The organism is Tychonema sp. LEGE 06208 (genome assembly GCF_015207505.1).
In the GTDB taxonomy this organism is placed as follows: domain Bacteria; phylum Cyanobacteriota; class Cyanobacteriia; order Cyanobacteriales; family Microcoleaceae; genus Microcoleus.
This window is the reverse complement of the sequence record NZ_JADEWT010000022.1, coordinates 38867-62631: the sequence shown is the minus strand read 5'-3', so window position 1 is coordinate 62631 and position 23765 is coordinate 38867. Positions and strand designations below refer to the sequence as shown.

General features: G+C 45.4%; 22 protein-coding genes and 1 pseudogene. 16 read left to right on the top strand and 7 right to left on the bottom strand.

Going from position 1 to position 23765, the window contains the following annotated elements; genetic code table 11:
- The first annotated feature begins 183 nt into the window (after positions 1-183).
- The 9 genes and pseudogenes from IQ263_RS08515 to IQ263_RS28350 all read left to right on the top strand — a co-directional run bounded on the left by IQ263_RS08515 (position 184) and on the right by IQ263_RS28350 (position 12069).
- Complete coding sequence (locus IQ263_RS08515; protein WP_194067045.1) at positions 184-3411, top strand: ATP-binding protein; 3228 nt, start codon at positions 184-186, stop codon at positions 3409-3411.
- Positions 3411-3839, top strand: a complete 429-nt coding sequence (locus IQ263_RS08510; RefSeq protein WP_194067044.1) for a DUF7680 family protein — start codon at positions 3411-3413, stop codon at positions 3837-3839. The genes IQ263_RS08515 and IQ263_RS08510 overlap by 1 nt, the downstream gene beginning before the upstream one ends.
- Positions 3840-3843: 4 nt before the next feature.
- On the top strand, positions 3844-4227 hold the full coding sequence (locus tag IQ263_RS08505) for a hypothetical protein (RefSeq protein ID WP_194067043.1): 384 nt from the start codon (positions 3844-3846) through the stop codon (positions 4225-4227).
- A gap of 298 nt (positions 4228-4525) precedes the next feature.
- Positions 4526-7312, top strand: coding sequence for a DUF1156 domain-containing protein (locus tag IQ263_RS08500; RefSeq protein ID WP_228049892.1), 2787 nt, complete (start codon positions 4526-4528; stop codon positions 7310-7312).
- Between the two features lie 331 nt (positions 7313-7643).
- Positions 7644-7868, top strand: a complete 225-nt coding sequence (locus IQ263_RS28360; RefSeq protein WP_228049891.1) for a hypothetical protein — start codon at positions 7644-7646, stop codon at positions 7866-7868.
- Between the two features lie 12 nt (positions 7869-7880).
- Positions 7881-8213, top strand: a pseudogene (locus tag IQ263_RS28355) (ATPase); the annotation flags it as partial.
- Between the two features lie 4 nt (positions 8214-8217).
- Entirely contained in the window at positions 8218-8391 is a 174-nt protein-coding gene (locus IQ263_RS08490) for a hypothetical protein (protein ID WP_194067042.1), read from the top strand.
- Positions 8392-8595: 204 nt separating this feature from the next.
- On the top strand, positions 8596-11799 hold the full coding sequence (locus IQ263_RS08485) for a DEAD/DEAH box helicase (RefSeq protein WP_194067041.1): 3204 nt from the start codon (positions 8596-8598) through the stop codon (positions 11797-11799).
- A gap of 117 nt (positions 11800-11916) precedes the next feature.
- A complete protein-coding gene (locus IQ263_RS28350) occupies positions 11917-12069 on the top strand; it encodes a hypothetical protein (RefSeq protein WP_228049889.1) in 153 nt (50 codons plus the stop codon).
- On the opposite strand, the gene pstB is transcribed toward IQ263_RS28350, so the two are convergent.
- From pstB to pstS, 5 genes are all read right to left on the bottom strand, one after another.
- A complete protein-coding gene (gene pstB, locus IQ263_RS08480) occupies positions 12045-12845 on the bottom strand; it encodes a phosphate ABC transporter ATP-binding protein PstB (RefSeq protein ID WP_194067040.1) in 801 nt (266 codons plus the stop codon). The genes IQ263_RS28350 and pstB overlap by 25 nt on opposite strands.
- Positions 12846-13078: 233 nt before the next feature.
- Positions 13079-13972 (bottom strand): phosphate ABC transporter permease PstA, encoded by an 894-nt coding sequence (gene pstA / locus IQ263_RS08475; RefSeq protein ID WP_194067039.1) that lies wholly within the window; start codon positions 13970-13972, stop codon positions 13079-13081.
- A gap of 34 nt (positions 13973-14006) precedes the next feature.
- On the bottom strand, positions 14007-14963 hold the full coding sequence (gene pstC / locus IQ263_RS08470; protein ID WP_194067038.1) for a phosphate ABC transporter permease subunit PstC: 957 nt from the start codon (positions 14961-14963) through the stop codon (positions 14007-14009).
- A gap of 80 nt (positions 14964-15043) precedes the next feature.
- A complete protein-coding gene (locus IQ263_RS08465; RefSeq protein WP_194067037.1) occupies positions 15044-15400 on the bottom strand; it encodes a hypothetical protein in 357 nt (118 codons plus the stop codon).
- 3 nt (positions 15401-15403) lie between these two features.
- Positions 15404-16567 (bottom strand): phosphate ABC transporter substrate-binding protein PstS, encoded by a 1164-nt coding sequence (gene pstS / locus IQ263_RS08460; RefSeq protein WP_194067048.1) that lies wholly within the window; start codon positions 16565-16567, stop codon positions 15404-15406.
- Between the two features lie 814 nt (positions 16568-17381).
- On the opposite strand from pstS, the gene IQ263_RS08455 reads away from it, so the two are divergent.
- The 7 genes from IQ263_RS08455 (at position 17382) to IQ263_RS08425 (ending at position 22084) form a co-directional block, all read left to right on the top strand.
- Complete coding sequence (locus IQ263_RS08455; protein WP_194067036.1) at positions 17382-17960, top strand: biotin transporter BioY; 579 nt, start codon at positions 17382-17384, stop codon at positions 17958-17960.
- Positions 17961-18156: 196 nt separating this feature from the next.
- Positions 18157-18666 (top strand): signal peptidase II, encoded by a 510-nt coding sequence (lspA, locus tag IQ263_RS08450; RefSeq protein ID WP_194008963.1) that lies wholly within the window; start codon positions 18157-18159, stop codon positions 18664-18666.
- Positions 18667-18966: 300 nt separating this feature from the next.
- A complete protein-coding gene (locus IQ263_RS08445) occupies positions 18967-20604 on the top strand; it encodes a B12-binding domain-containing radical SAM protein (protein ID WP_194067035.1) in 1638 nt (545 codons plus the stop codon).
- A gap of 142 nt (positions 20605-20746) precedes the next feature.
- The gene (locus tag IQ263_RS08440) at positions 20747-21079 is read left to right on the top strand and encodes a type II toxin-antitoxin system RelE/ParE family toxin (RefSeq protein ID WP_194067034.1); all 333 of its coding nucleotides are present in this window, start codon (positions 20747-20749) and stop codon (positions 21077-21079) included.
- Between the two features lie 4 nt (positions 21080-21083).
- The gene (locus tag IQ263_RS08435; protein ID WP_194067033.1) at positions 21084-21437 is read left to right on the top strand and encodes a helix-turn-helix domain-containing transcriptional regulator; all 354 of its coding nucleotides are present in this window, start codon (positions 21084-21086) and stop codon (positions 21435-21437) included.
- 13 nt (positions 21438-21450) lie between these two features.
- A complete protein-coding gene (locus IQ263_RS08430; RefSeq protein WP_194067032.1) occupies positions 21451-21912 on the top strand; it encodes an SRPBCC family protein in 462 nt (153 codons plus the stop codon).
- Positions 21896-22084 (top strand): CPXCG motif-containing cysteine-rich protein, encoded by a 189-nt coding sequence (locus IQ263_RS08425; protein WP_194067031.1) that lies wholly within the window; start codon positions 21896-21898, stop codon positions 22082-22084. Before IQ263_RS08430 ends, IQ263_RS08425 begins: the two co-directional genes overlap by 17 nt.
- 7 nt (positions 22085-22091) lie before the next feature.
- Here the strand turns inward: IQ263_RS08425 and IQ263_RS08420 are convergent, their stop codons facing one another.
- Positions 22092-22841, bottom strand: a complete 750-nt coding sequence (locus tag IQ263_RS08420; protein WP_194067030.1) for a gamma-glutamyl-gamma-aminobutyrate hydrolase family protein — start codon at positions 22839-22841, stop codon at positions 22092-22094.
- Positions 22842-23034: 193 nt separating this feature from the next.
- Positions 23035-23694, bottom strand: coding sequence for a DUF2834 domain-containing protein (locus tag IQ263_RS08415; RefSeq protein WP_194067029.1), 660 nt, complete (start codon positions 23692-23694; stop codon positions 23035-23037).
- Between the last annotated feature and the right edge of the window lie 71 nt (positions 23695-23765).

The window sequence follows — 23765 nt, the reverse complement described above, 5'->3', positions numbered from 1 at the left end:
ATGGGGCATGGGGCATGGGCCATACCTCACTTTATTGAGAACCGCTATATAGCCTAAGCAAGAAGCAAGAAGAATAGGGATTGAGCCGCGTATCAACAAATCAATTAATGCAATGAACCAATTGAGGCGCGGATTTTGGTAAAATATTATTCTGTGCGTCTCCCTCACTTTTCAAAATAATCAATGCTGCCATTAATCTTTGATACCTGCGCGCCCAGAGAGGAAATTTTATCGGGAGACTTGTCTCTAGATTTATTTGCAGCAAAATTGCGGCTGGTAGTCGAAGGAAATGCACCTCAAGTTTATCAAGATGCCAATAAATTCTTTGCCAACACCTTCGCAACTGACGGTATCAAAACTTTGATCCGCGAAGTTTTCAGCCGCTTGACGAAGCAAAGCAGCGGGGCGGCGGTAATTCGTTTGGAAACCAGTTTTGGGGGCGGCAAAACTCACGATGAAATTGCACTTTGGCATATCTGCAAGCAGGGGCGAGAAATTTCTGGATTGGAACGCTTTACAGATATTAATACTATTCCCGATCGCCCGATTCAAGTTGCAGCCATCGACGGTCGAGATTTAGACCCGGAACAAGGAGTTTATCATGCCGACAGCGGCTTGACAACCTACACGCTTTGGGGCGAAATTGCCTACCAAATTGGCGGGATACAAGGCTATCAATTACTGCAAGGTAGCGATAAAAGCGGTGTCAGTCCCGGTACTTCGGTGTTAGAAAGGTTGGCGGGGGGACAGCCGACGGTAATTATTTTAGATGAAATTGCCCGGTATTTGCGATCGGCAAAAGCCAAACAAATTGGCCGCAGCGATTTAGCCGAACAAGTGGTAGCTTTCCTATTTTCCTTGATGGATTTGGCGGCAGCGTGCGATAATTTAATATTGGTTTATTCCCTCGCCTCGACCGCAGATACCTTTGCGGAAGAAACCGCAGAATTGCAAGAAACGATGCGCGCTTCCGCCCGACAAGAAAGGGTGTTAAGCCCTTCTACAGATATCGAAATTTACAACATCGTCAAACAGCGCGTGTTTGCGACAGTTAGCGAAGAAGCGGCGCAAAAAGCGGCATCGGAATATTTGGCGGCTTATCGCAATTGCCGCGCTAATTTACCCGACGGGTGCAAAGATGCGTCATACTCAAAGGCGATCGTCCAAAGTTATCCGTTTCACCCGGAATTGTTCAATCTGCTGACTAAAAAAATTGCTTCGATTCCTGAATTCCAGAAGACGCGGGGGGCTTTACGGCTTTTCGCGCAAGTCGTGCGGCATTTGTGGGAAAATCGCAATGGTTGGGTGCCCATGATTCACACGCATCACATTCCGGTGGGGATGGATAAGGAAATTACTAACGATCTTACCTCTCGGTTGCAACGATCGCCCATGCGCCCGTGCCTCGGCGCTGATATCTACAATCCCGACGGTAGGCCGGCTTACGCACAATTGCAAGATGCGGAATGGATAGCAGCCGGAAAACCGCCGTTTTCTACTTGGGTAGGGCGAACAATTTTTCTGCATTCTTTGACTCAGGGAAATTCTTCGGGTATTCGGCTGGCGGAGTTGAATTTGTCGCTGCTGACTCCAGGGGTTGACAGCGGTTTTGTCGATCGCGTTTTAGAAACATTAACTAAGGTAGCCTGGTATTTAGACTTCGATCCGATCACATCCTTGGCGCGGTTTAAAGAAGAACCTTCGATTAACAAAATTATTACCGAAGAGAAAGAACAAGTCACGAGGGAATTAGCCAAAGCAGATTTGCGAACTCGCCGGGATAGCATTTTTGCCAAGAAATTCTTTACTTTAGTTTCTAATGTCGAAACTCCCGGAAATGTAGACGACAACCCGGAGGATGTGGCGCTGTGCGCCATCGACTTTGACGATGAAACGGTGGATTCCTCTACCGATGCAGCCCCGGAATTAATCGAGAGAATTTTTAACAACAGCGGCGAGTCGGGGAAGTTTCGCACCTACCGCAATCGGCTGTTATTTTTAGTAGCAAATCGGCTAGAAGTAGAAACGGCCATCGACAATGCTAGAGAATACAAAGCAATTCAAAATATTCTCAAAAGTCAGAACCGCATGGAAGATTTATCGGGAAGCCAGCAGAAGCAACTCAAGGAAAGAGAAGGCGCGAAAGATATAGCTGTGAGAATATCTTTAACTAATGCTTACCGCCATTTATTTTATGCTGCAAACGACCCGGTAAAAGCACCGAAAGGATTGATGCACTACACTCTTTCCGCCCAGGATGCGAGTACGGTGAAAGGCAAAAACAACCAGCAAGATGTAATTCTCAAAGCCCTCAAAGATTGCGGCAAAATTCGCGCCGCAGAAGCTAAACCTTTCGCCCCGGCTTTTATCTTGCAAAAAGTTTGGCCTGCGGGGTTGGATAGTTGGACGACAAAGGCGCTGCGCGATGCTTTTGCTAAGGATTTGAGTTTGAATATTCTCCTCGATGCGGAAGTTTCGATGCTGCGGGAGACGATTCGCGAAGGGTTGAAAATGGGCAATTGGGATCTGAAAGTTGGGGAGAGACTGTTTATCAAAACCGATGATAGCGTGTTGGTGTTGCCGGAGACGATCGAATTTAGCGATCGCGCCCTACTGTACAGGCGCGGCATTCTCGAACCTCCAGCGCCGAAATCAGTGGAACTCAGCGCTCAATTGATGCCCGGTACCGAGGCGGCAAAATCGGTGCGGGTGAGGTGGAAAGCCAAAGGAGCACTGAGTGTTAGTTTGTATCAAAATGATAGTTTAGTGCCGGGAAATTTCTTCCCTTCCGATGAGTGTGAAATCACCATTGTGAATAACACTATTTTTCGGGTGGTGGCCGATTACGGTAACGGTGAGACAGCAGAAAAATCAACCAATGTCAATCTAAATCCTCAAGTTCCTAGCGTTCGATATAGTGACAATTCTCCTTATGTGGTGGAAGGGCTACAGGGGACTTTGTGGGAGGCGAAACCGCCGACTATCGAATTCGACGGCACGGTGAATGCGGTATTTGCCGGATTGGGCGATCGCATCAGCGACAACAAAATACAAGCCATCGAAATGCTAGAATTGTCTGTGGATCGAGTCATGGATTATCGCAAATTGGGAACAGCAATTGCCCTATTGCAGCGCTGGCAACCGCAAATCGACCAAACCGCAACCATTCAAACCGGCGACCAATTTGTGCGGCTGGAATATCAAGGACAGATGCGGGGATTTCAGAGCTTTTTCTCGACTATCAACAGTTTGTTGAACAGTCCCGACGCGCAAGCAACTGTTAGTTTGAAAATCACCTTAGAATTCAAGCCAGCTTTGCCAGCAAATGCCTCGGATATTAACAGTATAAAACAAACCCTCGATCGCAATCCGGTAGAGCGTTTAAATTTAAGGGCAAGGGTGACGTACTGATGCAGGAGTTTCAGTTAAAAGTTGTTTGCCTTGACAACAATAATTTTGCATTGGAACTCTACCAATGCGCCTACAAGAAAGCGGGAGAGAAAAAGCGTCCGGCGGCTAAAAAATTGGGGCGACTCAAAGGAAATGCTCTGGTTTTGGCGAGACAAAAAATTTATGCCACTCTCAAAGCGAATAATTACGATCCAAAAACTTTATCTCAGCAGCGACAAACGCCTTATATTTTATCAGAAGAATCCGGCGTTAGTTTGGCGATTTTATTTCAATCGCTGCAACCGCTATCGAAAACTGAACGAATTGCTAATATTGCAGAAGGGATTATGGCGATGAGTAATGAAGAGGCACATTATTGGTTTGGTAAAATTGCTAATGGCAATCGTTCAAATGCTTTGAAAGCTTTGCGAATTTTATTGGGAGATTAATCTGATGAAAGTAGCTGATTTGTCTAATGAAACTTTAGCCAAGATTAAAACAGTGCGGTGGGATCGGATTATTGAGAAGCATGAAGGGCCGTTTAAATGGGAGTCTGAGTTTAGATACCGCGAACCGGAATTTATCGAAATTGAGGGGCGGTGGGTGTTATTGCCCGTTGAAGCATCCCGTCACCAAAATATCACGATTTTGCGGGCAATTTGGAGTGCGGATGGCAACTCGCTGACTCTGTTTCTTAAGGATACAACTTTTGACGATGATATGTTTGTATCGGGATATATGGCTGTGTGCGATCGCCCGAAAGGAGAAGAGTTTTTCTTAGCAGTATTGTACCACGAATGGTTTATCATTGAAAAGACCGAGGTATTTGAAGGTTGAGCGAGATTTTTTTGGATAATACCAATGCAAATTGCAGTTTGCAATCCCTTTAGAGGCGGGCTAGAAGCAACAACCCGGAGATCCCCCCTTAGCTTGCCCCCTACTCCCCCTTAATAAGGGGGGAACAAGAGTTCAAGTCAAAGTCCTCCTTATTAAGGGGGATTTAGGGGGATCGAGAATTGTTCAAAGTCCCCCTTATTAAGGGGGATTTAGGGGGATCGAATATTGTGGCACGTCACAAATAACCAACAACCAACAACCAATAACAAATAACCAATAACAAATAACCAAAAAAATCATGCGCCCTCACCTATTCATCGAGAAAATTATGCCCGTAAACCTGCTAAACGAGCAGGTTAATTACGAACACGGCGGCAATCCATTTAAAGGATTGCACCGCTGGTATTCCCGCAAACCTTTATCCTTTTCTCGCGCTTCGGTGTTGGCGTCGATTTTACCCGCAGAGATTTCTTTAGAAGAGTTTGAATATTTGCTGGGATTGGAACCGGGGAAGGAAATTAAACTCTACAAAACTCCCCCGTCTTCGGTGCGAATTAAAAAGGTTCACGATTATTGCGAGAAAGTGTGGGGGAATCGCACGCCGACAATTTTAGATGCGTTTGCGGGTGGGGGAAGCATTCCCTTTGAGGCGGCGCGGTACGGGTTGAATGTGTTGGCGTCGGATCTCAATCCCGTGGCGGTGGTGACGATGAAGGCGGCTATGGAATATCCGCTGAAATTTGGCCCGGATTTGCAGGAGGATATTGATAAATGGGTGCAGTGGGTGGGGGATGAAGCCGAGAAAAGATTAACTGAATTTTTCCCATCTTTACCGGGGGAAACTGTGCAGAATTATTTGTGGGCGCATACGGTGGTTTGTCCGAGTTGTCAGTCGGTTGTGCCTTTGAGCCCGAATTGGTGGTTAGATAGATCGCCTGGTGGTGCAAAAAAAGGTCAATGGTGTGCGGTGAAACCCATTCCCAATCGAGAACAGAAACGGGTTGATTTTGAGTTGGTGAAGGGGAAGAAAGGCAAGGATACGACGATTCAAACCGATGCGGGTGAGTACGATCCTAGTGATACAGCAACAATGGGTAGAGGTGTAGCTAAATGCCCCAATTGCGATCATGTTATTGACAATGAATTTACTTATGAGCAAAGTCGAACTATTGGAATGGGGCATCAAATCTATGCGGTTGCTTATCGACGTGGCGAAGGTAGCTTAGAGTTTAGATTACCTCAAGCAATAGATTTGAATATTTTGGAAAAAGTTCAAGACTTTTTAGATAAAAATTTAACTCATTGGGAAGATTTGGGAATTTTTCCCAATGTAAATATTCCTTACGGTCATCAGTTTGCAGAAAGAAGCTCTTTTCTGCGTCAAGGTATAGATAGATGGGATAAAGTTTTCAACCCTCGACAGCTTTTAACGCTTGTCACTTATGTAGAAATTATCAACGAAGCTAAGGCGCTGCTACAGGCTGAGTATGAATTGGAGAAAGTAGAGGCTATCGCAACTTATTTAGGATTAGTATTAGATAGATGCGTTGATAAACATTGTCGTTTAGCAAGATGGCATTCAAGCCGAACTAATGTTGAAGGCTGTTCCAGTCAACACGCCTTAAACTTAATGTGGAATTATCCAGAAACAACAGGAACATCACAACTATGGAAATGGTGTGCTGAAACGGCTGCATCGGATTATTCAGAACTTTGTAAATTATTCGGCACAAAACCCCACTCAACAGGCCTCCCAGGAATCGAACAATACGACCCTAAAACCATCAAAATTTATGCCGCATCCGCCGATAGCCTCTACCACATTCCCGACAAATCTGTCAATGCAATTATCACCGACCCGCCCTACTATGCCACCATCCAATATGCCGAACTTTCCGACTTTTTCTATGTCTGGATGAAGCGCACGTTAGGCGATATATTCCCCGATTTATTCTACTCAGAACTCACCGACAAAGATAGAGAAGCCGTGGCGAATCCGTCGCGCTTCCGCAACATGGGCGCATCCCCCGACGAACTCGCCAAACAAGATTACGAAGCAAAAATGGCCCTAGCTTTTAGCGAATATTACCGAGTTTTGCGCGATGACGGCGCGATGACAGTCCAATTCAACCACAAAGAATCCGGCGCGTGGGACGTACTCACAAAATCCCTTATCGATGCCGGTTTCGAGATTACCGCATCCTGGGCCGTCAGTACCGAAAACCCCCAAAACCTCCACCAAGCCAAGAAAAACTCAGTTTCCAGTACAGTCCTTTTAGTTTGCCGCAAGCGCGACACCAACGCCGCCCAAGCTTGGTGGGACGATTTGCGCCCGGAAGTCGCCAATCTCGTCGAACAGCGCGCCCCGGAATTTGAAGCCAACGACATCAAAGGAATCGACCTTTATTTAAGCGCCTTTGGCCCGGCTTTAAACGTGTTCAGCCGTTCCTATCCCATCCTCAACAGCAGCGGCGAAGAAGTGCGCCCGGAAGTTGCATTTGCTGAAGCCAGAAAAGCCATTGCAAACTATCGCTTCCGCAAACTCGTACAAACCGATACAGCGGGTTTTGACGCGCTGACTCAGTGGTATTTCCTGGCCTGGGATGCCTTCCGCGCCGTCGAATTCCCCTTCGATGAAGCGCGACAACTCGCCCTCGCCGTGGGCGGTTTCGATGTCGTTGATTTAGCCAAAAAATACAAATTGATTGACTCGGTTAGCGGCACTTGCAAGCTTTTGACTCCGAAACAGCGGCTGAAAAAAGGTGCTTTTTCGGTGAATCCGCAAGATTTTTCGCTGACATATTTAGTGGATGGATTGCACGCAATTATTGCGCTGTATCAGGAGGATGGAAATATTCAAATTGTGCGCGAGTTTATGAAGAAAGCTAATTTGACGGATAATGATAATTTCATGCGGGCGATTGAGGTGGCGCTGAAAGTTATTCCCCGGATTGGGGATGAGAAGAAGCGGATACCGGAGGAGAAGGCTTTGTTGGATTTGTGGTTGGTGATGGATGAGATTAAGGCGAAGGTTGTTTATCAACAATTGGATATTCCGTTTGAGGGACAATTGAGTTTGTTTTAAGAGGATTTACGCGCGGGTGGTCAGTTTTTTTGAGGACACGGCAGTTTTTTTGAGGACACGGCAGTTTTTTTGAGGACACGGCAGTTTTTTTGAGGACACGGCAGTTTTTTTGAGGACACGGCAGTGCCGTGTCCCTACAATTAATCGGGCGATTATTACGTTTATAATCGAGGAAGATTGATTTTTTTGCGGTAGGGAAACGGCACTGCCGTGTCCTCCGTTGCCGTGTTATAAATGGTTTTGAGGTAGGGAAACGGCACTGCCGTGTCCTCCGTTGCCGTGTTATAAATGGTTATAACAAATAACCAATAACAAATTACTAATAACAATTATGCCGGATGTTTATGTTATCGGAGGTTGCAACGGTTCGGGAAAGACAACTGCGGCGATGCAGTTGTTGCCGCATTTTCTCAATGTGTTTGAGTATGTCAATGCTGATGAAATAGCTGTTGGGCTTTCACCTTTCAATCCCGAATCTGTGGCGATGCAAGCGGGGCGATTGATGCTGCAACGGTTGGACTCGCTATCAAATGCCGGTGCTGATTTTGCTTTTTAGACAACTCTCGCTTCTCGCAATTATGTCCGGTTTTTGCGGAAGTGTAAACTAAAAGGTTATACTGTTAATTTAATTTATTTTTGGTTGCAAAGCCCGGAATTAGCGGTTTATCGGGTGCGGCGGCGGGTAGAAAGTGGGGGGCATAATATTCCTGAAGATGTGATTCGCCGCCGCTATGAAAGAGGGAGGAAAAATTTATTAGAATTGTATTTACCTTTAAGTGATATGTGGGTTAGTTACGATAATTCTAATCCGATTCCTGAATTGATTGCAGAATGCCCTTTAAATTCTAATCCGATAATTTATCAGTCCCAGATTTGGAATACAATTACTCAGGAGGATTAATCCGATGACTCAACAAAATCAAAAATTGTCCGATCGCATCGATGCTGGTGTTAAAAAGGCGATCGCACAGGCGATCGAGAAACACCGCAGACTCGGACAATCAATTAGTATTTGGCAAGATGGAAAAGTCGTGACACTTTCTGCTGAGGAGATTCCGCCACAACAAATACCAGAATAAGTTTCGAGAAAGAGATCCCCCCTAACCCCCCGGATAGTCGGGGGGGACAAGAGTTTAATTCCATTCAAAGTCCCCCGATCTAAGGGGGATTTAGGGGGATCGAATCTTGTGGCAAATAACAAATAACAAATAACCAATAACAAATAACCAATAACAAATAACCAATAACAAATAACCAATAACCAATAACCAATAACTAATAACATGAATTTAACAGATTATCCCTGGCGGATTAGCTATTCTAGCAACGAAAATAACCCGATCGCCGATTTCTACATTCCCGCCCTAGAATGTGCCCTACAGTACGATCGCAAATCCGGCTTTTTCAACAGCGCCATCCTCAGTAAAGTCGCGCAGGGATTGGGCGCAATGCTGCACAATTGCGGGCGGATGCGGTTAATCATGGGCTGTCAGTTTAGCCCGCAGGATTTGCAAGCTATCCAACAAGGTTACGCCCTCCGAGATGCTGTTACCATCCGCCTCGATACCGATTTGCAGCCGCCCAAAACCTTCGCGCAACTCAAACATTTTGAAATCCTCAGTTGGCTGATTCAAAACAGTTATCTCGATATTAAAATTGCCGTTCCCCTCAAGTCTGACGGTTTACCAGTAGATACTGAAAGTTTACTCGATCGCCAGCATATGTTTCACGAAAAAGTTGGCATTTTTACCGACAGCAAGGGCGCACAATTAGCTTTTAGCGGTTCCAATAACGAATCTCTCAGCGGTTGGGAAAGTAATGTTGAATCTTTCCACGTTTATTGTGCCTGGGAAGGCGGCAGAGATGCCGAACGAGTTTCTGAAGAGATTTTTCGGTTTGAACAGTTGTGGAACAATTTATCGCCAAACGTGCGCGTTTTTGAAGTGCCGGAAGCGGTGAAAAATAAGTTGCTAAGCTACGCGCCTAGTAGTAAGCCTGTGTGGAGTCGGGAAGAAAGTTCGGCAACGGATTTTGTAACGGATGTAGCGGATGAGGAGGGTTCGGCAGCGGATTTTGTAGCGGATTTAGCGGATGTAACGGATGTTGGGAGTCGGGATTTAGGGGGAGTTATTGGGGATTTTGAGTTATCTCAAGATTATGCTAAGTTTGAACCGCTTTTCAATTTGTATGCTTCACCAACTTGTCTCGATTATTGTTTGAAATCTATTCCGATTAAACCTTGGCCGCATCAGATTAAGATATTGCGTAGAGTTGCGGCAAATTTCCCGAAAAGTTTCTTAATTGCGGATGAAGTTGGTTTGGGAAAAACTATCGAAACTGGGTTGATTCTCCGTTACTTGCTGGTTAGCCAAAAAGTCAAACGTGTGTTAATTTTAGCACCCGCTAGCATTCAACCGCAATGGCATGAAGAGTTGCGGGAAAAATTTAATTTGCACTTTTGGAGTTATACGAAAGGTGAATTTATCCCCGCAGGTAATTCCCCAATAACCAATAACCAACAACCAATAACAAATCCTTGGAATTCCCAAAATCTGATTTTAGCATCATCTCATTTAGTCCGTCGGAGCGATCGGGCAAAACAACTGCTAGAGGCGCAACCGTGGGATTTAGTTGTACTCGACGAAGCGCATCACGCCCGCCGTCAAAGTCCGCAAAACCGCAAGGAAACGCCGAACCGGCTGTTACAGTTAATGCAGCAGTTAAAGGAAAAAAGCCGATCGCTTTTATTATTATCCGCCACGCCGATGCAGATTGATGCGATCGAGGTTTTCGATTTATTGCACCTTCTCGGCTTGCGCGGACATTGGTCTTATGGTGAGAATTTCTGCAATTATTTTAGCACATTGTCCGCAAAGCCCGATGGCGTCCCGCCCCGCAAGCTACGCCAAACCTTGAATTTTTGGCAGCAGATGTCTGTCGGTTACTTCCAGCAAGGGGGTTCGCCCTGTTTGCGATTGCAGGAATATTTACAGAAGGGCGATAAATTACTATATTATAAACTGAGAGATGTCTGGGAAAAAAATCAGCGAATCAACCTGAAACAAGTTATTGAAGACCAAGATTTCCTCGCCACTTCCCGTCAATATTTGACAGTGAATACTCCCCTGAAAGATTTGATGTTCCGCCACACCCGCGACACCTTGCGCCAATACTATCAGCGGGGATTGTTGGATCGGGATATTCCCCGCCGCGCCGTCAGAGACAATGCAATAACTTTAGAAAATAACCGCGAAGTGCCGCTTTATCTCGCCGTCAGCAATTACGTCCGCCATTTTTACAATTTAGCGCAAAAAGACAACCGCAAAGCGTTAGGATTTTTGATGACTCTTTACCGCAAACGGCTGACAAGTTCGTTTTATGCGATTCGCGAATCCTTACAGCGCCGCCTCGAAGGAATCAGCATTACTGAGGATGATTTCAGCGATTTAGATGATGCGGATGATGTAATTTTGGAAGGGATGGAATCTTATTTTGAACCGGCAGATCCTGAAGAGATTAAATATTTAGAAGATTTACTGTATCAATTTGAGAATACTGGCGAAGATAGCAAGCTTTCGCATTTTATCACAATCTTGCGTCAGGAATTGACTGAGAGGGAAAGTGCGATCGTCTTTACGCAATATACTGACACAATGGACTATCTCCGCAGCGCTTTACAACAATTATATGGTGCTCAGATTGCTTGCTATTCCGGGCGCGGCGGAGAATTGTATCAAAACGGTGAATGGCGAACTTTTCCCAAGGAACAAATCAAAGCCAAATTCCGAGAAGGAATTATCAAAATTTTACTTTGTACCGAGTCGGCTTCCGAAGGGCTAAACTTGCAAACCTGCGGTGTTTTAATCAACTACGATATGCCTTGGAATCCGATGCGCGTCGAACAGCGGATCGGCAGGCTCGATCGCATCGGGCAGATTTATGATACTGTCAGAATACACAATTTTTACTATGACGGGACGGTAGAGGCGAAGGTTTACAAGAAATTGCGCGATCGCATCGATGCTTTTCAAACCGTTGTCGGTAATTTGCAACCGATTCTCGCAACAGTTCCCACTTTCATCGAACAGGCTGTGATGAGTGCAGATCCCGAAGAAGAGGGTGTTTTGTTGGGAGAGTTCGATCGCATTTTAGACGCGCCGCCTCCCGGTCCCGCCCTCGATGAAATGGTCGCGATGGATGTAGAATCAGACTTGCAGGAAATCCGTCAACCTCTGCCGCCGACTTCTCTGTTTCCTGAAACCATCGAAAATTTGTTTGTCAATTCTGCGATTTTAAAGCAGATGGGCGCGACTTTTGCAGCAACTTTTGGAGAAACGGGCGATCGAACTTTTAAACTAACTTATAAAAATCGTATTTATGACATCGCATTTCACCCGGATGTGTTTGCCGAAAATCCGGCGTTTGAGTTAATGAGTTTTGGGAATCCGCTGTTTGAAGAATTGGTCGATCTAGCCCGACAATTTTAGGTTTGTTGTTGGGTTCTGACGCGCCAGAACCCAACGACAAACTTTAATTTTTGGATCGCAAAGGAGTCATGCAATTTGAGATTTTACAGCGTATTCCAGGTTGGTAGGGACACGGCAATGCCGTGTCCCTACCGAGGATATATATCTGGGGTGTGTTTCATAAACCGGGAATCTGCTGTAGGTTTGTATTTGAGCCTCTTAGCGCGAAGATTGCAACTGCAAACAAATTTCAACCTGTCGGGAAATCAACCAAAACGGCCGCTGACATAATCCAAAGTAGACTCTTCCTTCGGACTTTGGAAAATCACCTCAGTTTTGTCACACTCCACAAGATAGCCAAACCGCTTCCCATCGTCAGAAAGTTTAGCATTGAAAAAAGCAGTAAGGTCAGAAACCCGAGAAGCCTGCTGCATATTGTGAGTCACAATTACGATGGTATACTTCTCCTTGAGTTCCCGCATCAACTCCTCAACCTTAATCGTCGAAATCGGGTCAAGAGAAGCGCAAGGTTCATCCATCAATACTACATCAGGATTAATTGCGATCGCCCTAGCAATACACAAACGCTGCTGCTGACCGCCCGAAAGAGAAAAACCGCTTTGCTTTAACTTATCCTTAACCTCATCCCACAAATAAGCTTGTTGGAGCGACTTTTCCACCAGCTCATCCATATCTCCCTTATAATTATTCACCCTCGCACCGTAAGCAATATTGTCATAAATTGACTTCGGGAAAGGATTCGGCTTTTGAAACACCATCCCAATCTTGCGGCGCACCTCCACAGCATCAATATCAGGATCGTAAAGATTTTGACCTTGGTAATGAATTCTACCCTCTAAACGAAAACCGTTAACTAAATCGTTGAGGCGGTTAAAACATCGGAGAATTGTACTTTTGCCGCAGCCAGAAGGCCCGATCAAAGCAGTAATCCGATTTTTAGGAATTTCTAGCGAAACATTTTTCACCGCGTGAAAACCGCCGTAAAAAATATTGATATTTTCAGTCCGTAAAACAGTTTCCGTCTGCTTGTCCAAATCCATCATCATACAAATAACTATCCTCTTAATTTTTTCAGAACCAGCGAATCTTGTCAGTTGTTAGTTGTCAGTTGTTAGTTGTTAGTTGTTAGTTGTTAGTTGTTAGTTGTTAGTTGTCAGTTGTCAGTTGTCAGTTGTCAGTTGTTAGTTGTTAGTTGTCAGTTGTTATTAGCTAATACTTTCATACCAACTGCCAACTGCCAATGACTAATGACCAATGACTAATGACCAATGACTAATGACTAATAAACCTTTTGGCGAGTAGCCCAGCGAGACAGAATACTCGTCAGCAAAACCATCAACACCAAAATTAAAGATGCAGCCCAAGCCAACTCTTTCTGTGCCTTAAACGGAACCGTTGCAAAGTTATAAACCAAAACCGCAAGACTCGGAGTTGGCTTATCAAATCCTGTCGGCCAAAAAGGCGAATTCAGCGCCGTGAAAATCAAAGGAGCAGTTTCTCCAGCAGCGCGGGCAATTGCCAGCGTCACACCAGTTAAAATAGCCGGAATTGCCGCAGGCAAAACTACCTGCAACACTGTTTGATAATTAGAAGCACCCACACCCACCGACGCCCATCTAATATCTTGCGGGACGATTTGTAGGGCTTCGTCAGTAGTTCGCACAATTGTCGGTAACATCAACACAGCCAGCGCCGCGCCCCCTGCAATTGCCGAAAAACCTCCCATATTTACCACGAACAAACCGTAGGCAAATACCCCGGCAATAATCGAAGGAACGCCGCTGAGGACATTAGTAGCAAAGCGCACCCAGCGAGTGATTTTGCCGCTGCTGAACTCCGACAAATAAACGGCGGCCAACACGCCAAAAGGAACAGCAATTAGAGAAGCAATTCCTACGGTCATTAATGTACCGAGAATGGCATTGGCGATACCGCCTCCCGACAGTCCCGGTGCGGGCGGCAGCTTCGTAAACAAGTCTAAATTTAGGCGATTAAAACCTTGTACGGCTACGTAGGAAAGCACTGCAAACAAAGGCAGCAGAGTGACAGCCAGACAAGCTCCAGCCAGTACAGTCATCGCCATACCAAACAGCGCTTGCGGGCTGTTTTTAACCTTCTTCAAACTGCCTGTTTTCGATCCAAAAGGATTCTCATCGGAGACGCTCTTTGACATAAACTAAAACTATGTAGGAAATTGTGCCAAACTTCTAGTTGTACTTCGCTCTTACTTGAGAAACAATCCACTCTGCCAAAATATTGACAATCAGTGTCATAATAAACAGAATTAGCCCCGCGTACATCAGAGCGGCCACTTGCAATCCAGAAGCTTCGGCAAATTGATTTGCCATCAGAGAAGCAATAGTATTTGCAGGAGCTAGCACAGAAGCACTTAACTGATTGGAATTTCCAATTAACAGCGTTGCGGCCATCGTTTCTCCCATCGCCCTGCCGAGGCCTAGCATAATTCCGCCGACAATGCCGGAAAAAGCTGCTGGTACGAGGACTCTAAAGATTGTTGTCCAGCGAGTTGCTCCCAAACCCAGAGATGCTTGTCGCAATTCGGGGGGGAGGCTTGCTAAACAGTCGCGCGAGATAGCAGTAATAATGGGCAAAGTCATAATCCCCAAAATTACTCCGGCGGGTAACATTCCCGGCCCCACTGGCGCTGTGCTAAAAATTGGCAGCCATCCGAAGTTACCGTTGAGAAACTTTCCGATGTTGGTAATAATGGGGATCAATACAGCAATGCCCCACAAACCATAGACTACGCTGGGAATGGCGGCTAAAAGTTCTACTAAAAAAACTAAAGCTGTACGCACTGGCAGCGGCAAAAAGTCTTCGCTCAAAAAGATGGCAGTCCCTACTCCTAATGGTACTGCAATTAGGAGCGCGATCGCAGAACTGGCGATCGTCCCGTAAATCATCGGCAGCGCACCGTACTCTTCTTTAACCGGATTCCAATCACTGCTAAACAGAAAGCCCAAACCGTACTGTTGAATCGCTGGTAAAGCTCTGAAAGCAACGGTTAGCGCGATGACCAGCAAAATTACGCCAACTCCGATTCCCAAAATCCGAGTCAGCCAGATAAAGCCTTGGTCTAAGGATTTTTCTATCCGAGAGCGGGAACGCTTCTCTGATTGAGCGATGTTACTATCTGAAACCATATACAAAAATCCAAAAAAATAGTAAGGAAAAATTGCATTTTTGCCAAAAAACTAGAACCAACTGGAGAAATGCACAGGCGCTAGAAGGAATCAAAATACAGAGGCGGGACACCTGTTCCACAAGGAGGAAGAGAAGAGAAGAGAGGATGTTGATAAGTGATGCACTGATTATTATCTAAAAGAAGGGCCGGTTGATTAATTTCCTGACTTGTCCAAAAATATTTCCGCTCCAACCCACCTCTAGAGAAATATCTCTTTTCCTTCTTCCTTCTTCCCTCTTCCGTCTTCCTTCTTTTCACCCTGAGCGAAGCCGTTATAGCCTTCTTCCTTCTTCCTTCTTCCGACGGACTTACATCCGTTACATCCGTTACATCCGTTACATCCCGTACATTGCTCGTTGCCGAACTTCCGACTTCACGCTTGACTTCTTCCTTCAATAACTATTTACCAATCTCAATCTTGTAGTCGGGGCTGATGCCGTCGGCTGCCAAAGCAACTTTTTCTCTGACGTTTTGGGGTAGAGGAACGTAACCCAATTCTGCACTAACTTTTTGACCTTCGGTTAAGCCGTATTCCACCATTGCCTCGATAACTTTGGCTTTGTTGGGGTCTGCAACTTTTTTGGGAACGAGCATCCAAGTGTAGGTGACAATTGGATAGGATTGAGCACCTTCGGGGTCTTCGATAAATGCTCGCAGGTTTTCCGGCAGGGGCGCAGTTGCTAAAGCTTGAGAAGCTGAGTCGTCTGTAGGTACTACAAATGTGCCTGCTTTGTTTTGCAAAGATGCAAATTTGACGTTGTTGTTTTTGGCGTAGCCATATTCGATGTAGCCGATGCTGCCTGCTGTTTGCAGGAGTTGGCTGGTGACGCCTTCGTTGCCTTTTGCACCTACGCCTACGGGCCACTGTACTGTTTTGCCCTCGCCTACTGCTGTTTTCCAGTCGGGGCTGATGGCGCTGAGGTGTTTGGTGAAGATGGCGGTGGTGCCGCTACCGTCGGAACGGTGGACGACGGTGATGTTTTGGTCTGGCAATGTTACACCGGGATTGGCTGCTGCTATTTTGGGGTCGTTCCACTTGGTAATTTTACCGAGGAAGATTTCTGTGTAAACGTCTCTGGGCAGTTTGAGTTCGGTTACTTCTGGCAGGTTGTAGCCGATGACGATGCTGCCGGCTGTCATGGGTAGCAAAAGTACGCCTTTGTCTGCTGGAACTTTGGCGATTTCGTCGTCTTTCATGCCGGTGTCGCTGGCCCCAAAGTCTACTGTGCCTTTGGTAAATTGTTCGACTCCGGCGCCGCTGCCTACTGATTGATAGTTAATTTGTACTTTGGGGTGGATTTTGTTGAAGTCTTGAAACCAGCGCTGATATAGGGGGGCGGGGAAGGATGCGCCTGCTGCGGTTATGGCTACGTCTGAGGATAGGGTGAGTTTGTTGTTTGCGGCTGTGCCTGTGGCTGCAACGGGGGATGCTGCGGTGTCGCCGGGGCTGGGGCTGCTGCTGGTTGTGCTGCCGCCACAAGCTGCTAAGCTGAGGGCGATCGCCACAGCGGAAATTGCTGTTGTCGCACGATTTGGATTAATCAGGTTCAGACGAAAAATCATAGGTATACAAAATCTGCGATCGTTATACGGATGTCCGGCCATAGCATATCGCGCGAAAGTAAAGGTTAGGTTAAGAATCTTTACTTTCGATCGCAACTTAATATGAATTAACATTAATTTAATTCATTGATGAGCTTGGCAAGTGTAATTTTATAAGATGGGTGAAAGATCAATTGGTGGGGAAACAAGGGTGCGATCGCCCGATCGGGTTAGCAATCCCTGGTCTTGAGCTCAAAGCTTGCATTCGAGAGGATCGCGAAAAATTCCCACGATTAAAGTATCGCAACATCCAGGTTTGAGAACCAGAAAACCCTACAATGGTGGTTGTTTTGACAGTAGTGCTAGTATTGAGAACTTAAAAGTTGCGGGCACTCCAGCCTGCATCGGATCAATGCTGATGATATATAGCCGAGTCTCAAAAAGATGAGGTACTATCCGGCATCGGGTATTGGGCATAGGGCCTAAAAGCATAGGGCCTAAAAGCATAGGGCCTAAAAGCATCGGGCCTAAAAGCATCGGGCCTAAAAGCATACCTCACTTTTTAGAGAACCGATATAGCAACCGCCCTGACGGTTACGACGTTCTGGCATTGCACAAACATAAACAGTCGATTGTAACTTCCTCTTGACTTCTTCTTCCTTACCTTCCTTCTGCCGACGGACTTACATCCGTTACATCCGTTAAATCCGCTACAAAAGAAGCGGACGTACTTCCTTCTTCGTGATGACCAATGACCAATGACCAATGACCAATGACCAATGACCAATGACTAATGACTGATGACTAATGACTTCTTCCTTCAACATCTGCTATAATGCCTGCTCCTCTTGAATTAATCTGGGCTTTTATTGGTTTGCTCCTAACGATTGGAGGCAATTTTTTGCCTGCATCTGTGACAATGCCGATCGGGTTGTGGGACGATCGCGGACTGCAGGCGTACTCTTTAGGCGTGACTTATCAAATTGGAGCCGTGTTGCTAGTAGGCTGCATGGGCGGCAAAAATGCTGCTGCTCTCTCGCAAATTGCCTATTTGGTATTAGGATTAACTTTGTGGCCGATTTTCGACCGAGGCGGCGGCATCGGCTATCTTAAAGAAGCGAGTTTTGGGTATTTGCTGGGTTTTGTGCCTGGTGCTTGGGTGTGCGGCTGGGTCGCTTTTAAGGTGGCTTCGCGACTGGAATCTATGGCTTTTAGCTGTTTGTGCGGTTTATTTACAGTTCACGCGATCGGCTTAATTTATCTAATTTTTAGTTACTTGCTGATTCCTGGCAAAAAAGTACCTTTATTAAATGAAATTCTGACCTATTCGGTTTATCCCCTGCCGGGACAATTGGCGGTGGTTTGTGCGATCGCATTGCTATCATTTACTTTGCGCCGCTTGATGTTTTATTGATTAGTCATTAGTCATTAGTCATTAGTCATTAGTGATTGGATGTTATGGCCGAAAGTGGCCAGAGTACAAAGCCTCCCGATTTATCCGTGGTGTCAATTATTCAATCGATATTGGGTTATACTGTCATTGCACAACGGGAGAATCATCTCGCTGCGGCTGATAAATATCCGATGCCCTATATTTAATTCCCCAATCCATGCGTTTTAAAAGAAATCCCTTGTTCTGGGTTGCTGCTATTATCAGTTTAGTTTTAGACCACCTAAGCAAGTTTTGGGTAGTGCAAAATTTTGACTTGACAATTCCTCCGCAGACTCAGCCGCTGTTACCAGGGATATTTCACTTCACTTATGTTGTTAATACTGGTGCGGCTTTTAGTTTGTTTAGCAATGGCGGGGCGAGTTGGTTGCGCTGGCTGTCTTTGGGGGTGAGTGTGGGATTGATGGTGTTGGCTTGGTTCGGGCCGCGAATTAACCGCTGGGAACAAGCTGGCTACGGTTTGATTTTGGGGGGCGCGCTGGGTAACGGGATCGATCGATTTGTTTTGGGCCACGTTATAGATTTTCTGGATTTTCGGATAATTCGGTTCCCGGTGTTTAATCTGGCAGATGTGTTTATTAATGCTGGGATTATCTGTTTGCTGATTGCGACTTTTCACGGCCCACCGCCGCCGAAAAACCGAGACGCGAGTAATTCTATTTCAGAGTAACTTTGAAACACCAAGTTCGGAAACGGATTAGTAAAAGCGGATGTAACAGATGTAACTGCTAACTAATCCTAGGCTGCGCTGGTCGATTATTTTTTTTAAAATATTTATACTTTATCTGCATAAAATCTCGATCGGGCAACCGCTGAGTGAAGGCAGATGCAACGCAGATAATTTCCATTCAATAATTGAAATTGACTGAGTGCAATGCAAGTCTATTCAGAAATTATACACCATACAATAACTTTGAAAATAACTTAAAATAAGATAGTAACAAACCTATTGTTAAAGTTAAACTTGCCCATGACTCCTAACCCATTTGCCCAAGAACGGCTGCTGTTTGCCCCAGCAACCCCCGATGCTGATGCTATTCCGACTATTTTTGCATTTCCCAACGAGTACACCGTTGGCATCACCAGTCTCGGCTATCAGATAGTGTGGGCTACTTTGGCTGTGCGATCGGATATTGAAGTCAGCCGTTTATTTACTGATATCCGCGAACAACTTCCCCGAGATCCAGAATTACTGGGATTTTCGCTTTCTTGGGAACTTGACTATGTAAATATTCTCAATTTATTAGAATCTCTAGATATTCCGATTTGGGCATCTAAACGAACTGACAATCATCCGATAGTATTCGGTGGCGGCCCCGTTTTTACGGCGAATCCAGAACCTTTTGCAGATTTTTTTGATGTGATTTTGCTGGGAGATGGCGAACATCTCATTGACAATTTTATTGATGCTTGTAAAGAAGTCCGTACCGCCGACAGAAAAACTAAATTGCGCTATTTAGCCCAAGTTCCGGGAGTTTACGTCCCCAGTTTGTACGAAGTAACTTATCTGGATGCCACTGAGGGTATTAAATCGATTCAGCCTGTCGATTCGGGAATTCCCAGTATGGTTGAAAAACAGACGTACCGCGGCAATACTTTATCTGCTTCTACTGTGGTGACAGAAAAGGCTGCTTGGGAAAATATTTATATGGTGGAAGTGGTTCGGAGTTGTCCAGAAATGTGCCGTTTTTGTTTGGCAAGTTATCTGACTTTGCCGTTTAGAACTGCGAGTTTGGAGGATTCGTTAATTCCGGCGATCGATCGCGGTTTAGCTGTGACTAATCGTTTGGGTTTGTTGGGTGCTTCTGTGACTCAACACCCGGAATTTGAACAGTTGCTGGAACATTTGAATCATCCAAAATACGACGGCGTGCGGCTGAGTCTTTCTTCGGTACGCACGAATACGGTGACAGTTAGGTTGGCAGAAATCTTGACAAACAGAGATAGTAAATCTGTGACAATTGCGGTGGAAAGCGGGAGCGATCGCCTCCGCAAAATTGTTAATAAAAAACTCACTAACGATGAAATTATCCAAGCTGCAATCAATGCTAAAGCTGGCGGTTTAAAGGGTATTAAACTTTACGGTATGGCGGGAATTCCCGGCGAAGAAATGGAGGATTTGGAGGAGACGGTGGCGATGATGCGGGCGATTAAAAAAGCGGTTCCTGGTTTGCGGTTGACTTTTGGATGCAGCACTTTTGTCCCGAAATCTCACACTCCTTTTCAGTGGTTTGGAGTGAATAAAGATGCGGAGAAGAGGCTGAAGTTTTTAGATAAAGAATTGCGGAAGTTAGGTTTAGAATTTAGACCTGAAAGCTATAACTGGTCGGTGATTCAGGGTTTGTTGTCGAAGGGCGATCGGCGTTTGTCTAAGCTGTTAGAATTAGTGCGGCATTACGGCGATACTTTGGGCAGTTATCGGCGGGCTTTTAAGGAGTTGCGGGGACAGTTGCCGGAGATGGATTTTTATGTTTTTAAAGAGTGGGAATTGGACCAGGTTTTGCCTTGGAGTCATTTAAAAGGGCCGCTACCGGAGGCGACTTTGAAGAAGCATTTGGCTGAGGCGATGAGTCATTTTAGGACGAAGGATTTGCAGTTGACGAGTTAAGAAATAGCGGATGCGAAAGTGCGTTAGCGAAGCCCGCCCCTACGGGGGCTACGCCAACGAAGAGGATCGCATCTTTGCAAGTAAGTAGATTGAAAGCTAACTTAACAAGATAAAATAAGGAGCGACGTACTATAATACAATTATGCCAGAAGTCCAACCCAAGGAAATTCAGCGTTATGTCACCTCAGATGGCAGAGTACCTTTCGCTGAGTGGTTTGATTCCTTCAAAGATACAAACACTCAAGCCAAGATTCGATCTAGGCTAAATCGGGTTGTTACTGGTAATTTGGGAGACTATCGTTCAGTTGGAGAAGGAGTTTGCGAACTCAGAATAGAGTATGGCCCTGGTTTCCGAATCTATTTTGGGCAAGTTGGAACAACAATTGTGCTTCTCCTCTGCGGTGGAGATAAAAGCACTCAAAACCGAGATATCCTCCAAGCAAAAGAATACTGGACAGATTACAACAGGATTTAAAACAATGGCTAAAAGTATCCCAGATCATCCGTTTTTGATTGAATCTCTGAGACAAAACCCGGCATTGTCAGCCGCCTATATAACGGCGACTATAGAGGAAATCGACCCGGAACCTGAATTGCTGAAACTTGCTCTGGGCGATGTAGCAGAAGCTCTGGGTCAACCAAAAATGACTCCTGAACAATATGAATGGCACTTAAAAAGACTGGATGAATTGCTGTCGCAGCAAGGAAATGATGCGATTTATAATCTGGGAACTTGGCTGAATGCTTTGGGGTTGAAACTAACTGTTGCTGTTTGTACAGATACAGAGGATCATACTGCAAATGCTGAAATTAGATCCGAATTAACTGTTTAGCTCAATTCAACAAATGCCTAATTTTCGATATTCATCCCTAATTAATTCTGCCGTTGAAACTGTCTGGAACTTTCACGAAAGACCGGATATTCTGCAACTTTTGACTCCGCCTTGGCAACCGGTGAAAATTATTCGCCGCGAGGGGGGACTTGATGTGGGTGCGGTATCAGAATTTCGGCTGTTATTGGGGCCGATTCCGGTAAAATGGGTGGCGACTCACACTGAGTGCGAACAATATCGCTTATTTGTTGACGAACAAACTGAGGGGCCGATGGCGCGTTGGACTCACCGACACGAGTTTACCACAGAAAATGGCCAGACTCGATTGACAGATGCGATCGCATTTTCGATTCCGGGCGGCCCGATTGTCGATTTGCTGTTAGGTTGGTGGGTGGAAATGCGGTTAACAGATATGTTTCGCTACCGCCACGAAGTCACAAAAAGAGAGTGCGAAAAAAATGCAAACAACGGCTGAATATTACTGTGCTTTCTGCGGCGAACCGAGTACAACTTTTGTTGATATCAGCGCTGGTAGGGAGCAATCTTATATCGAAGATTGTCAGGTTTGCTGTCGCCCGAATGTTCTGTATGTCAGAATAGATGAAGATACCCTGGATATTGAAATTGATACTGACTATCAAGAATAAGTGACTATCAAAATGTATGAATTGCATTTGATACAGACTTGGTGGAATTCATGAATTTTGAAGCGGCTGCTTCTACGAATGCCTTAAAAATTCCAGAGTTTACCGAACATTTTGGCGACATTTCTGGATGCCACTGAATTGCTATCATCCAAGGGTGATAGCAGTGTTCCATTGCTTCTACCAAAGTGTCAGGTGCATCGGCTACAATTCGCCAATCTGATGTTACCTTCCGCACTGCTTGATGATGCCAGGAAACAACGGTTGTTGAAGTTTTTCCCATAATTTTTGCGAGGCGACTGTTGGGTTCAATTTCAATGGTATGCTCGATCGCACGTGGGGGAATTCCGGTGCCGTGACGAACCTCCTCTCCGTAAGCATCCGGTACATGAATCACCAAACTGCCGCCGCTGGCTACGTTCAGCATTTGCATTCCGCGACAAATCCCCAACACAGGTATGTCAGACTTCAAAGCTAGCTTAGCTAAGTTTAATTCAAAATTGTCGCGTTCTGCGTTAACTGAGTAAACTGTGCGATCGCACAAACCGCCATAAATTTCGGGGTTAATATCTCCGCCCCCCGAAAAAATCAAACCGTCTACTGCATCAAAAATACTAGCTGCATCTAATTGATTGGGTGGCAACAAAATCGGAATGCCGCCAGCCGCTTGCACTGCATCAATATACGATCCATTTAAGCAATATTCTCCTGCTAGGCTGCGGTTGTAAGTTGTGATACCAACGATCGGATGTTTCTTCATTTGCTAGAGAGTTAGAGATAATTAATTAGATTGATACTCAGATTTTGCACTATTTGTAATCAGTCTTTCACGGGCTGGTTAGAAGTTCATCCCACAAAAACGTACTTATTGTGAAACAGGCATCTTGCCTGTTTCTTGTCTGATTTATTGTGATTGATTTCTAGATTACACTAAAAATCCCCTGTACTGCTGTCTAATTTGTAACAGTTTCCGCACCATTTTCTGGCAACGACTTGCGCGTACACAGATAAGCCAGGGGTCCGAATAGCGGCACTAATGTTACTGCCCAAAATGCTGTAGAGTTCTGCATTCCTCGGCGCGCCATGTCGTCGGCTAATAAGGCAGGAAATAGCAGGGAAAGCATACAAAAATCTAAACTCATTACATGGATAAAGCGGCTGGTTTGCCAATGTTGAAAAAAATCAGACCAATCGCCTTTTGTCAAGCCAAAGGCAACTAACGCAGCAGCGCCTAATGTTAGGAAAATTCCAGTCAAACGGGAATCTAATACTTTTAAAAATATATTTTTAGTGCCTGTAAATTCTGGATTAGGTTCGCGCAGGGCTAAATAAGGCAGCAAGGCAAATGCGCCGACTCCAAAGGATAAAGTAGCAAACAACCATGCAGGTATTTTCTGCCCCCTGCCGTCAGCAAATAAGACGCAACTGTAGATGAGCGGCCAGACTCCCATGATGTTGAACAAGGCTACAATTAAAGGGTTGATGCCTGCTATTTGGCCTGTGGCAAGATTTGTAATTAGTGCGATCGTTTCTGGGCTATCCGGCGGTGCGAATACAAAGGCGTAGGTGCTGAATGCAATCCACAGCAGCCAAAATCCAATTTTTCTGAACATAGTTAGTTTTTCTTGCTTCCGATCTTACTATAGCAAGCTTAAGGGTTTTTGAATAAGACTTTTTTTGTTTA